We start from the raw sequence: 12,991 nt of genomic DNA on the forward strand, positions 1-12,991 counted from the left end.
AATCTGGCGCCTTATGACCATTGTTTCTGCATTGGTAAGCATGAGTTGTTCTAATGATGAATCAAATTTTTCACCAACGGAACAACCTTTGGAAATACCTGAAATTTTTGCAGATAATATTCTATCACCAATTATTCCTACAGATAATCCACAGACAATTGAGGGTGTTGCACTAGGCAAGAAACTATTTTTTGACAAGATTCTTTCTGCCAATGGTACAAAATCTTGCGCTTCGTGTCATTCACAGCAAAACGCGTTTACGGATAACACACCAACTAGCACAGGTATCGATGGCATTGCCGGTAATAGAAACTCTATGCCTTTGTTCAATCTTGCTTGGAACTACAGTGACAGATTTAACTGGGACGGTAAAGCGCTAAGTTTAGAAAGGCAAGCCGAAGAACCCGTTGAAAATCCAATTGAACTTCATAGCGATTGGGACAACGTTGTATCCCGATTGCAAGCACATCCAGAGTATCCTAGTCTTTTTGAAAAGGCATTCAATACATCCATAATTTCTAAAGAATTAACCACCAAAGCAATTGCTCAATTTGAAAGAACCTTAATCTCTGCGAATTCAAAGTTTGATAATTATTTTTTGGGTACAGCAACACTTACCGATCAAGAATTAAATGGGCTAGATATATTTCTTCGTGAAGATAAAGGAGACTGCTTTCATTGCCATGGGAGTCCAAATAATCCGCTTTGGACAGATAATGAGTTCCATAACAATGGACTGGACAGCATTTTTACGGACTTGGGCCTTGGTGCAGTGACAGGAGACCCTAACGATAATGCTAAATTCCGTACGCCATCATTAAGAAATCTAGCGTTTACCGCACCTTATATGCACGATGGTAGATTTGCAACTCTAGAAGAAGTCATAGACTTTTATAGTGAGGGTTTACAGGATTCTCCTACGATAGATCCCTTGATGAAAAAAGTCGATGAAGGTGGTGTTCAATTAACGGAAGAAGAAAAAACAGATTTAAAGGCTTTTCTACTTACGTTATCTGATTCTTCATTTCTTACAAATCCAGTATTTCAAGAACAATAAAATTGGAACTCTTAAAATAATTAGTGTATTTCATCGAAAAATACCGTTGTTAATCTGTGATTTTAAAAGATTTTATCTAAATTCATTTTGCCCTTAAAATGAACTAATGATGAGAACCTACACTGATATTGCATTGCCCTGCGCAGTCCTTGGACACAATTACCATAAACTAAAAGACAACTCTGACCAAACCTCTCAAATAATCTGCAAAAACTGTGGAATCGTTGTAAATACAGATCTTGAAGGAAATTTTGATCATGTTCACAATCCCAAAACGCACATTCAAGGTACACTCAGAAAACTATACCATTTAAAACTTCAATTTCTAAAGAGAAGTTCACATGCCTCATAGATAGTTAAATCCTATGAAATCATATGCTAATATAATGTTAGCATATATGGTTTAAGGCTGGTTATCTCGTATATTTGCATTCAATTTAGAACGAATCTAGTTAGACGATATGATTAAAGTATCTGAACAAGCTAAGAAAAAAGTCATAGAGCTTATGACTGATGATGGTTACAATCCAAACACGGATTACATTAGAGTTGGTGTAAAAAGTGGTGGATGCTCCGGGCTTTCTTATGATTTAAAGTTTGACAAAGAACAAGCTGAAGGTGATAAGGTTTTTGAAGACAATGGCATTAAAATCATTGTAGACAAAAAAAGCTTTCTGTATTTAATTGGTACAACATTAGAATATTCCGGCGGTCTTAATGGAACGGGTTTTGTTTTTAACAATCCCAATGCCAACCGAACCTGCGGTTGCGGAGAATCATTTTCACTTTAAAAATAACTCATGAGTAAATATACAGAAGACGATTTAAGAGAAGAGTTAAAAACCAAAGAGTACGAATATGGTTTTTATACGGATATAGAATCAGATACCTTCCCTAACGGGTTAAACGAAGACGTTGTTAGGGCAATATCCAGAAAGAAGGAAGAGCCTGAGTGGATGACAGAGTGGCGATTAGAAGCTTTTAAAGCTTGGAAGGAAATGGTTGAGCCAGAATGGGCGAATGTAAACTATGAAAAACCAAATTTCCAAGCAATTTCCTATTATTCTGCACCAAATAGTAAACCTAAATATAATAGTTTAGATGAAGTAGATCCTGAGCTGTTAGCTACGTTTGATAAACTAGGAATCTCTTTAGATGAACAGAAAAAGCTCGCCGGAGTGGCTATGGATGTTGTAGTAGACTCTGTTTCTGTTGCAACAACTTTTAAAGAAACATTGGCTGAAAAGGGAATTATTTTTATGAGTATTTCGGAAGCAATACACAAACATCCGGAATTAGTAAAAAAATACATTGGTACAGTGGTACCCCAAAAAGATAACTTTTATGCTGCGCTTAACAGCGCTGTATTTAGTGACGGATCATTTTGTTATATCCCAAAAGGTGTAAAATGTCCAATGGAACTATCAACATATTTTAGAATAAATCAAGCTGGTACCGGTCAATTTGAAAGGACACTTGTTATTGCAGACGAGGGCAGTTATGTTAGTTACTTAGAAGGTTGTACCGCCCCAAGTAGAGATGAAAATCAATTACATGCTGCGGTAGTAGAACTTATAGCTCTTGATAATGCGGAAATAAAATACTCTACAGTTCAGAATTGGTATCCTGGAAATTCTGAAGGTAAAGGTGGTGTGTACAATTTTGTAACGAAGCGTGGACTTTGCGAAACAAATGCAAAAATTTCATGGACACAGGTTGAAACCGGAAGTGCTGTAACTTGGAAATACCCTTCTTGTGTGCTAAAAGGCGATAATTCGGTTGGTGAATTCTATTCTATTGCTGTTACTAACAACTTTCAGCAGGCAGATACAGGGACTAAAATGGTTCATTTAGGCAACAATACTAAATCCACGATTATATCAAAAGGGATTTCTGCTGGTAAATCCCAGAATTCTTATCGCGGTTTAGTTCAAATAAGTCCAAGAGCAAAAAATGCTCGTAATTTTTCACAATGCGATAGTTTGTTGATGGGTAACGAGTGTGGTGCACACACGTTCCCATACATTGAGGCAAAAAATAAAACGGCTCAAATTGAGCACGAAGCAACAACAAGTAAAATCGGTGAGGATCAAATATTTTATTGTAACCAGCGTGGTATTGATACGGAAAAAGCTATTGCGCTTATTGTAAACGGCTTTAGCAAAGAAGTATTAAATAAGCTTCCTATGGAATTTGCTGTTGAAGCTCAAAAATTACTTGAAATAAGTTTAGAAGGTTCTGTGGGATAGTTGATTTACATGAAAAAACTAATTTTCATATTCATCTTGGCGGTTTGTTTTTCAAATTGTAAAAACGAGCCAAAAGTAAACGCTAGCTTAGAAGAAAACAGGGCAAAATCTTACGACGCTAACGACGGTTATATTACTATAAAAGGCGACTTTGTTTATGATGCCAATAAAAACGCTGCGGTATTACAAACACCAACTGATATTTACGGTGTAATCATTGACGAAAATACTAAAGCACTTGATGAAAAAGTAAAGCCTTTCAAGGAAGATTTGTATACCTCGGTCCCGGTTACAATTAGAGTTAAGAAGGTTGTAAATACCAATGAGGGAAGCCTTTGGAAATACAATCTTGAAATTAAAGAAATATTGAAGGTGGAAGCACCTGATCTAAATAAAGACGACGTTATTAAACTAGGAAATTAAAAACTATGTTAAAAATAAAGAATTTACATGCTAGTGTAGAAGACAAGGCCATTTTAAGAGGTATAGATCTTCATGTTAAACCAGGTGAGGTTCATGCAATTATGGGCCCAAATGGTTCTGGAAAAAGTACCTTAGCTTCAGTTGTGGCAGGTAAAGAAGAATATGAGGTTGACAGTGGTGAAATCATATTAGATGGTGAGAATATTAACGAGCTAGGGCCGGAAGAACGTGCCCACAAAGGCATATTCCTTTCATTTCAATATCCTGTTGAAATCCCTGGCGTAAGTGTAACAAACTTTGTTAAAACAGCAATTAATGAAACGCGCAAAGCAAAAGGGCTAGAGGACATGCCAGCTAATGAAATGCTTAAGCTAATCCGAGAAAAGTCAGAGTTATTAGAGATAGACCGCAAGTTTTTATCGCGCTCTTTGAACGAAGGGTTCTCTGGAGGAGAGAAAAAACGTAATGAGATATTTCAAATGGCAATGCTAGAACCAAAACTAGCTATACTAGATGAAACAGACTCTGGTTTAGATATAGATGCACTTCGTATTGTTGCTAATGGCGTTAATAAATTAAAATCTAAAGACAATGCGGTAATTGTTATAACACATTACCAAAGGCTTTTGGATTATATAATACCTGACTACGTACATGTGTTACACAATGGACGTATCGTTAAAACAGGCAATAAAGAACTAGCACACGAGTTGGAGGCTAAAGGTTACGACTGGGTAAAAGAAGAAGTAAACGCTTAATATTGAGCAAATGGAATTAAAAGAAAAGCTAGTATCCTCGTTTATGGCGTTTGAGAATATGGTAGACGTAGACTCTCCCGTACATGACATAAGGACTGAAGCCATTAAAACTTTTGAAACTGAAGGGTTTCCTACTAAACGCCAAGAGGCTTGGAAATACACCTCACTAAATTCAATTTTAAAATATGATTATAGTGTGTTTCCTAAACACGAAAATGCGCTAGAATTTAAGGATATTAAAAAATACTTTGTACATAATATAGATGCTTACAAAATCATTTTCATAGATGGGAAATACGCATCGCATTTATCACAAACAACCCATGACGGTATAGACGTGTGCTTAATGTCTTCAGCATTGGCAAAACCAAAATATAGATTAGTAATAGAAAACTATTTCAATAAAATTGCCTCTAAAGATGGGTTGTCATCATTAAACACTGCATTTTCTGCTGAAGGTGCTTACATTCATATTCCAAAAAATAAATTAGTAGAAAAACCTATTCAGATTATTCATTTTTCTACAGGAAATGAATCTGCCCTCATGTTGCAACCACGAAATCTCATCGTAGTAGATGAAAATTCGCATGTTCAAATTATAGAGCGTCATCAAAGCCTAACTGATAATCCTGTTCTCACAAATAGTGTGACTGAAATATTTACCAATAAAAGAGCTATCGTAGATTACTACAAAATTCAAAATGATAGACAATCTGCTTCATTAATTGACAATACCTTCATTAATCAAAAACAAGAAAGTATTGCTAAAGTGCATACCTTTTCTTTTGGTGGCAAGCTTACACGCAATAACCTTAATTTCTATCAAAATGGCGAGCGGATAGATTCAACAATGAAGGGTATAACAATTATTGGTGCCAAACAGCATGTAGATCACAACACTTTGGTGCACCATATAGAACCTAATTGTGAGAGCCACCAAGACTACAAAGGAATTTTTGATGATCGTTCAACAGGTGTTTTTAATGGTAAGGTTATTGTTGAAAAGGAAGCACAAAAAACAAATGCCTACCAAGCTAATAATAACATTCTTATGAGTGATAAGGCAAGCATAAACACAAAACCACAACTTGAGATTTTTGCAGATGACGTAAAATGTTCTCATGGTTGTACTATAGGCCAACTAGATGAAAATGCCCTTTTTTATCTGAGATCCAGAGGCATCCCAGAAAAGGAAGCTAGAGCTTTACTAATGTTTGCTTTTAGCAATAATGTGTTAGACTCCGTTAAAATTCCAGAAATAAAAAATAGTATAACCAAAATTATTGCAAATAAGCTAGGTGTAAACATAGGATTTGACCTTTAAATGAGAGTTAAAACGAGAGAAATGGACTTTAATGTAGAGGCAATAAGAAAAGACTTTCCAATTCTTAAAAGAGAGGTTAATGGCAAACCCCTTATTTACTTGGATAACGCTGCAACATCACAAACACCACAACAGGTTATCGATGTCATTGTAGATTATTATTCCAATTACAATGCTAATATTCATCGTGGTGTCCATGCGTTAAGCCAAGAAGCCACAGATGCTTATGAGAATGCACGCAGAAAAATCCAAAAGCATTTTAATGCACAACATCCCTATGAAATCATTTTTACTTCCGGTACAACGCATAGCATTAATGTAGTGGCAAATGGTTTTGCTTCACTTTTGAAGGAAGGTGATGAAGTCATTGTATCTGCATTAGAACATCACAGTAATATAGTACCTTGGCAGATGTTGTGTGAAAAAACAGGTGCTTCGCTCAAAGTTATTCCGATGAGTTTAGAAGGAGAGCTGGTACTTTCAGAATACGATGCACTTTTAAATGAAACCACAAAATTAGTCTTTGTCAATCATATTTCTAATGCACTCGGTACTATAAATCCGATTAAAACTATTATTGAAAAGGCGCATTCAGTTGGAGCTGCTGTATTAGTTGATGGCGCACAGGCTTGTCCTCATTTAAAACCAAATGTTCAGGAACTAGATGTTGACTTTTACGTATGTTCGGCTCATAAAATCTGTGGCCCAACAGGAATAGGTATGCTATATGGCAAACAAGAATGGCTTAAAAAATTACCACCTTATCAAGGTGGTGGTGAGATGATTTCTGAAGTGACCTTTGAAAAAACAACCTACGCAGATCTACCTCACAAGTTTGAAGCTGGAACGCCTAATGTGTGTGGCGGTATTGCCTTCGGTGCTGCCATAGATTACATGAATACTATTGGCTTTGATGCAATCGCTAATTATGAAAATGAATTGTTAGAATATGCTACATCCGAGCTTCTTAAAATTGAAGGCATTAAAATCTATGGTACCTCTAAAAACAAGACATCGGTAATCTCATTCAATATTGGCAATATTCACCCTTACGACCTAGGTACATTATTAGACAAAATGGGAGTTGCCGTGCGCACTGGTCAACATTGTGCACAACCTATTATGGATTTTTATCAAATACCTGGCACAGTCAGAGCATCATTTATGTTTTACAACACCAAAGAAGAAATTGATCTTTTTATTGTTGCGCTCAAAAAGTCAATAATGATGTTATCATAAGTATTTGGTTTTTAATCCTTTGATTGAGATAGGTATCTTCTGCACATTTATTTAATTTATTTCTTTATATCGATTTTCCTGATTGTTTTCTTAAATATTTGTTAATAGTTTAAACATTTATTATATATTCGGCCTTATTAATTAAAACTCATTAATACTTATGAAAAAATCTTTATTAGGCCTCGTTCTATTTAGTGCTTTATTTATTGCTTGTTCTGAGGATTCAAATCAACTTCAGGAACAGCAAACTACTGTAGATATGTCAGACTTCTATCTGTATACTGATGCTATTGAAGCAGGTACTTTAGATCGTGTCGCAAATGGCAAAAATTGTACTACCATGGAAGTACTAAACCGACAATTAAATGAAAATCCAGGGCTATACCAAGCCATGTATAATATTGAAGAAAGATCAAGGCGATTCACTAACAATTTAAGACCAGGTAATGGAAATGGAAATGGCGGTGGAAACAATGGCGGTGGAGGCGATGGTGGCGGTGAGCCGCCAGTTGACGATGGCTTAGGTTCTATTAATATTCCTGTTTATGTTTATGTAATTTATGCTAATAGTGTACAAAACATTAGTGATTCTCAAGTGAATTCACAAATAGCTGTTTTGAATGCTGACTTCAATGACACAAACTTTAGTGATGTTAATACCTATCCTGAAAGAGGTGCAGATGTTGACATAACATTTACACTTGCAACTATTGACAGAAGAGCTAATTCTACATCACAATGGGGAACTAATGATGCTGTTAAATCCATCTACCCAGCTCAACCGGGTCACTTAACAATTTGGGTAGCTAATATTGGTGGTGGAATATTGGGTTATGCTCAATTTCCTGGTGGAAATGCTTCTACTGACGGTGTTGTTGTTTCTCCACAGTATTTTGGCACAAATGGCACTGCTACTGCTCCTTTTGATGAAGGCAGAACAACCACTCATGAAGTTGGGCACTGGTTAAATTTAAGACATATTTGGGGAGATGGAAGATGTAACCGAGATGATTTTGTTGATGATACACCAAAATCAGATCGCCCTAATTACGGTTGTCCTGGTCAGGTTAGTCACTGTAGATCTATTGATATGACCGAAAATTATATGGATTACACAGACGACGGTTGTATGGGCTTATTTACACAAGGGCAAAAAGAGAGAATGCGTTCTGTTCTTGCGCCAGGTGGTCCAAGAGATGAATATACAACTCTCTAATTAAATTATAATCATTAGGACAAAAAAGGCATCTAAAAGGTGCCTTTTTTTTGGCACAGATTTAGCATAAAAAAAAGCAATATATTTAACTTAAAATATTAACACATGAAATTTTTGCTTTCGCTTTTTAGTGTCGTCCTATTGGCTGATTCGTGCAACTCAGAAAAAAACCCAATGGAATCAAAACGCACAGACCAAAATTCTCTTTATGGCAATTATATAGTAACGTATTTGGGAACTAAGGTAATAGAATCAAAAACCTTAAAGATTTCATTCTCTAAAACCAATGAAGTTAAGGGATTTGGGGGCTGTAACAGTTTTTTTGGTTCCTTTGCTTTAGATGAAAGTAAAATTACTTTTGGCAATATTGCATCTTCCAAAAAGTTTTGTGGTAAAGAAATAAGCACAACAGAACGTCACTTTCTAACGGCATTAAATCAAACAAAAGAATTGGCTTTGACTGATAATGCACTCTCCTTATCTGCAGACAACAATGTCCTGCTTAAGGCAGTGAAAATTGATGAGGAAAAGGATACTATGGAGAAAATGACAGTTTTAAAACCTATTGTTATCTACAAAACAATTTCTAGAGGGTCTTTTGAATACATCAAGATTTCGGGTACAAAAGTTAGTTTGTCAACTGACAAAGACTTGAAATCGTTTAGTGATTATAACTGTGCGGAAAAAGCGCAAAACGAGCTGCATGAATTACTCAATCAAATTGACCTGAACTCTTTGAATAAATTAAAAGCACCAACAGATAAACGCTTATTTGACGGTGCGCCTATTGCCACATTGACAATTCTAAAGAATAAAGCAGAATTTACAACCCCTGGTTTTGATCATGGTTACCCACCCGATGAAATTAAAGCATTAGTTAATAAAGTGTTATCGATAAAAGAAAATGCAACCAAAAAGTAGGGTTTTTGTAATTTTGCGACAAAGAAAAATAGGATGACTATCGCAGAAGTACAAAATGAAATTATTGACGAATTCTCTATGTTTGACGATTGGGAAGAGCGTTACCAATATATGATTGACCTTGGTAAAACACTGCCTTTAATTGACGAACAATACAAAACGGACGACCATATCATTAAAGGGTGCCAAAGTAAAGTATGGGTACATGCCGATATGAAAGACGATAAGGTAAATTTCACGGCCGATAGTGATGCCATTATCACCAAGGGTATTATTGCTATATTGATACGTGCGTTTTCTGGGCAACACCCAAATGACATCATAAAGGCAGATACTGATTTTATTGATAAAATTGGCTTAAAAGAACACTTGTCTCCAACACGAGCTAATGGTCTTGTTAGTATGATTAAACAACTAAAAATGTATGCGATTGCATACCAAACACAATTGAAATAATATGGGCGAATCAACAATAGATACAAATGTATTAGGCGAAAAAATTGTAAGAGTTCTTAAAACAATTTACGATCCCGAAATTCCTGTAGACATTTACGAATTAGGTCTTATTTACGATGTGTTTGTAAACGAAGACTATGACGTTAAAATACTCATGACATTAACAACCCCTAATTGTCCTGTAGCCGAAACACTTCCATTAGAGGTAGAAGAAAAGATTAAGTCAATTAATGAGGTTAAAGATGCTGAAGTTGAAATTACTTTTGATCCGCCTTGGTCTCAAGATTTAATGAGTGAAGAAGCAAAGTTAGAATTGGGAATGTTATAAATAATAGATGGTTAAAACAGGAATAGAAGCAATAGCATTTTACGTTCCAAAGCTCTATGTCTCTATGGACAATTTGGCTAATGCAAGAGGAATTGAAGCTGAAAAATTAAAACGCGGTTTAGGACTTAATAAAATGGCAATTCCCGATTTTGGTGAGGATGCAGCTACTTTCGCGGCCAATGCACTTTTAGATTTAATTAACCAAAATAATATTGATCCTAGTACTATTGGACGCGTATACCTTGGAACAGAAAGTGCTGTTGATGGTTCAAAACCAACAGCCACTTATGCTGTAGAGGTTGTAGAAAAAGAACTTTCATCTATTTATGGAGCCAGAAGTTTTAAGCACTGTGATATTTTAGATATGACATTTGCTTGTGTTGGCGCTGTAGATGCGATGCACAATTGTTTGGACTGGGTGAAGCAAAATCCCAGTAGAAAGGCAGTGGTAATTGCTTCTGATCTCTCTAAATATAGCATCAATTCTACTGGAGAATACACTCAAGGTGCTGGAGCAGTTGCAATTTTAATTACAAGTAATCCATCATTATTAGAAATAAAAGATGTTTGGGGTGTTGCATCAAAAAGCGAAGGCGATTTTTTTAAACCAAGACGTGTCCATAAAAAAGCCGATTTACTCAAATCGATAATAACGCATTTAAATCTCAAGCTATCTGAAGAGCAAATCAACTCGTTTTTAACATCTACGACATCTGAATTTTGGAGTGATACTAACGAAATTGTTGAAGTCTTTAAGGAGGAACCTGTTTTTGATGGACAATTTTCAAATGCGTGCTACAAAGACCGTATTGCTGAAGCTTTAAACAATTTCAATACCCAGAAAGAAACTGACTTTACTACTTGGAATCAAATTATATTCCATTTGCCCTATGCGTATCACGGTAGACGTATCATTTTTGATAATTGGCTTGAGTGGATTAAAAAATCTGGAACGTTTACGCTTTTAGAAGATGAGATTGGCAAACAAAGCCTTGCGAACGAAAAGGAATGGCTGAAAAAAGCATATAAGTCTTCGCTCTACAAAGAATATATACAAAACACTATTCAAGCTGGAGAGCTAGCATCTTCTGAAATTGGTAATATGTATACAGCCTCAATTTTCATGGCATTATTAAGTTTTTTGTCCTACAGTTATAAAAATTCGAAGGAAATTTCAGGTCAAACCATTGGCTTCATTAGCTATGGAAGTGGTTCCAAATCTAAAGTTTTTGAGGGCGTATTACAGCCAAACTGGTCAGATAAGATAAAACACCTAAACCTGTTCGAATATTTGGATCAAAGAACGTCCATTGATGTTGACATTTATGAAAAGCTGCATAATTCAAGTCTGAGTAAGCCAGTTCTTGGCAATACAATTAGATTATCCCATATGGAGACTGAAGCAACAGATTACGGTTTACGTCGCTATAAGAAAGATTAATATTATGTCTGAAGAAATCACTAATAGAGTTGCCAACAGCAAACTTAAAGTCATTGACCTTGAGGATTATTACCCTGAAGGTAAGCGCGTATTATTCGATGTTAAAGACTGGTTATTCGAAGAATTAGTATTACGGGAAAAAGAGTTTCGGTCCTATGTAGAGGCACATGACTGGTCCCAATATAAAGACTGTTACGTTGCACTATATTGCTCTACAGACGCCATAATACCAGATTGGGCTTATATGCTCATTACCATTAAATTAATAGATCACGCAAAAAGAGTTGTGATTGGTTCTTTAGAACAGCTTGAATCTATATTGTATGCTTCAATAATTTCGGATATTGATCTTAAGACTTTCAGGGATATGCCAGTAATCATAAAGGGATGTTCAAATAAGCCCGTTCCATCAAACGCCCTGGTAATGCTTACCGAAAAACTTCAACCAGTAGCAAAATCTATAATGTTTGGTGAGGCATGTTCTTCTGTTCCTCTCTATAAAAAAAAGTAATTCAAAAAAAGTTGTGACCTTTTAATAAATTATTGGTCTAACACTCATAAAGAGTGCTTTTTATTGAGGAATTCTATTTTCTCTTATATTTGCGCGAGTTACTGTAACTTTCTTAACATTTATTAATTATGAACAAAAAATTAATCTTATCAGCCATATTTTTAATGGTTATTTCTTTTGGTTTCTCTCAGACCAAAGAAGAATTAGAAACACAAAAAGCTGAGAAACAAGCTGAAGCAGACAAATATCAAGCTGAGGCAGATGCATTACAAGCTCAAATTGATGCTCTTCCAGGTTGGCGTATTGGAGCATTTGGTACAATTGGCGGTAGTTTGTCAAACTTTAGCAACTGGTATGCACAAGGTGCGCCTAACAATTCATCCGGTAATATTGGTTTTACGGTAAATGCCTTTGCTAATTTACTGGAAGATAAATTTTTCTGGAGAAACTCCTTAAATACCAACCTAAACTGGGTAAAATTGGATAATAAGGATATTGATACGGATAGTGGCGATTTTGAACCTACAACAGACGTCTTTAATATCTCGTCTCTGTACGGTAGAAAATTAAGTAAAACATGGGCCGTATCTGGATTAATGGAATACAGAACTACCATCCTGAATAATTTTAACGATCCAGGTTATTTAGATCTGGGTGTTGGTGCCACTTGGACGCCAATTACAAACTTGGTCGTAGTAATACACCCTTTAAATTACAACTTTGTTTTTGCTGATGATAACACCATTTTCAACTCATCTTTAGGTGCAAAAATAGTTGCAGACTATACTAGACAAATTGGTAAGATAAACTTTAAATCAAACTTTTCTACATTTCAAAGTTATGAAGACGGTGACCTTTCTAATTGGACGTGGATCAACTCTTTCAGCTATACCTTATGGAAAAACTTTGGTGTTGGATTTGATTTTGGCCTAAGAAGTAATAAGCAAGAAGCCTTAAACTATCAAGTTAACACTTTAGGAAATACAGATGTTACCTTTGATAATGTAGATAATGATCTCCAATCGTATTACACAATTGGCATAAGCTACAATTTCTAACATTAATCTA

The 12,991-nt window shown here is 35.5% G+C and carries 15 protein-coding genes; all 15 read left to right on the top strand.

What is annotated here, in order from left to right; genetic code table 11:
- Positions 1-13: 13 nt before the first annotated feature.
- The 15 genes from LBU54_RS01080 to LBU54_RS01150 all read left to right on the top strand — a co-directional run bounded on the left by LBU54_RS01080 (position 14) and on the right by LBU54_RS01150 (position 12,981).
- Positions 14-1,057: a cytochrome-c peroxidase gene (locus tag LBU54_RS01080; RefSeq protein WP_224524285.1), complete on the top strand. Its 1,044-nt coding sequence runs from the start codon at positions 14-16 to the stop codon at positions 1,055-1,057.
- 106 nt (positions 1,058-1,163) lie between these two features.
- Positions 1,164-1,409, top strand: a complete 246-nt coding sequence (locus tag LBU54_RS01085; protein ID WP_224524287.1) for a hypothetical protein — start codon at positions 1,164-1,166, stop codon at positions 1,407-1,409.
- 109 nt (positions 1,410-1,518) lie between these two features.
- Positions 1,519-1,848, top strand: coding sequence for a HesB/IscA family protein (locus tag LBU54_RS01090; RefSeq protein WP_224524288.1), 330 nt, complete (start codon positions 1,519-1,521; stop codon positions 1,846-1,848).
- Between the two features lie 9 nt (positions 1,849-1,857).
- On the top strand, positions 1,858-3,306 hold the full coding sequence (gene sufB / locus LBU54_RS01095; protein WP_224524290.1) for a Fe-S cluster assembly protein SufB: 1,449 nt from the start codon (positions 1,858-1,860) through the stop codon (positions 3,304-3,306).
- Between the two features lie 9 nt (positions 3,307-3,315).
- Positions 3,316-3,729, top strand: coding sequence for a hypothetical protein (locus LBU54_RS01100; RefSeq protein ID WP_224524292.1), 414 nt, complete (start codon positions 3,316-3,318; stop codon positions 3,727-3,729).
- Between the two features lie 5 nt (positions 3,730-3,734).
- Complete coding sequence (sufC, locus tag LBU54_RS01105) at positions 3,735-4,487, top strand: Fe-S cluster assembly ATPase SufC (RefSeq protein WP_224524294.1); 753 nt, start codon at positions 3,735-3,737, stop codon at positions 4,485-4,487.
- Positions 4,488-4,497: 10 nt separating this feature from the next.
- Positions 4,498-5,811: a Fe-S cluster assembly protein SufD gene (gene sufD, locus LBU54_RS01110; RefSeq protein ID WP_224524299.1), complete on the top strand. Its 1,314-nt coding sequence runs from the start codon at positions 4,498-4,500 to the stop codon at positions 5,809-5,811.
- Positions 5,812-5,832: 21 nt separating this feature from the next.
- Entirely contained in the window at positions 5,833-7,050 is a 1,218-nt protein-coding gene (locus tag LBU54_RS01115) for an aminotransferase class V-fold PLP-dependent enzyme (RefSeq protein ID WP_224524301.1), read from the top strand.
- Between the two features lie 160 nt (positions 7,051-7,210).
- Positions 7,211-8,266 (top strand): zinc metalloprotease, encoded by a 1,056-nt coding sequence (locus LBU54_RS01120; RefSeq protein WP_224524303.1) that lies wholly within the window; start codon positions 7,211-7,213, stop codon positions 8,264-8,266.
- 105 nt (positions 8,267-8,371) lie between these two features.
- Positions 8,372-9,187: an META domain-containing protein gene (locus tag LBU54_RS01125; RefSeq protein WP_224524305.1), complete on the top strand. Its 816-nt coding sequence runs from the start codon at positions 8,372-8,374 to the stop codon at positions 9,185-9,187.
- Between the two features lie 33 nt (positions 9,188-9,220).
- Complete coding sequence (locus LBU54_RS01130) at positions 9,221-9,643, top strand: SufE family protein (protein WP_224524308.1); 423 nt, start codon at positions 9,221-9,223, stop codon at positions 9,641-9,643.
- Between the two features lies 1 nt (position 9,644).
- Positions 9,645-9,971: a DUF59 domain-containing protein gene (locus tag LBU54_RS01135; protein ID WP_224524310.1), complete on the top strand. Its 327-nt coding sequence runs from the start codon at positions 9,645-9,647 to the stop codon at positions 9,969-9,971.
- 7 nt (positions 9,972-9,978) lie between these two features.
- Complete coding sequence (locus LBU54_RS01140; protein ID WP_224524312.1) at positions 9,979-11,412, top strand: hydroxymethylglutaryl-CoA synthase family protein; 1,434 nt, start codon at positions 9,979-9,981, stop codon at positions 11,410-11,412.
- A 4-nt stretch (positions 11,413-11,416) separates the two neighbouring features.
- Complete coding sequence (locus tag LBU54_RS01145) at positions 11,417-11,923, top strand: DUF2480 family protein (protein WP_224524314.1); 507 nt, start codon at positions 11,417-11,419, stop codon at positions 11,921-11,923.
- A 128-nt stretch (positions 11,924-12,051) separates the two neighbouring features.
- A complete protein-coding gene (locus LBU54_RS01150) occupies positions 12,052-12,981 on the top strand; it encodes a DUF3078 domain-containing protein (RefSeq protein WP_224524315.1) in 930 nt (309 codons plus the stop codon).
- Positions 12,982-12,991 lie beyond the last annotated feature (10 nt).

It is taken from the genome of Winogradskyella alexanderae (assembly GCF_020166335.1).
In the GTDB taxonomy this organism is placed as follows: domain Bacteria; phylum Bacteroidota; class Bacteroidia; order Flavobacteriales; family Flavobacteriaceae; genus Winogradskyella; species Winogradskyella alexanderae.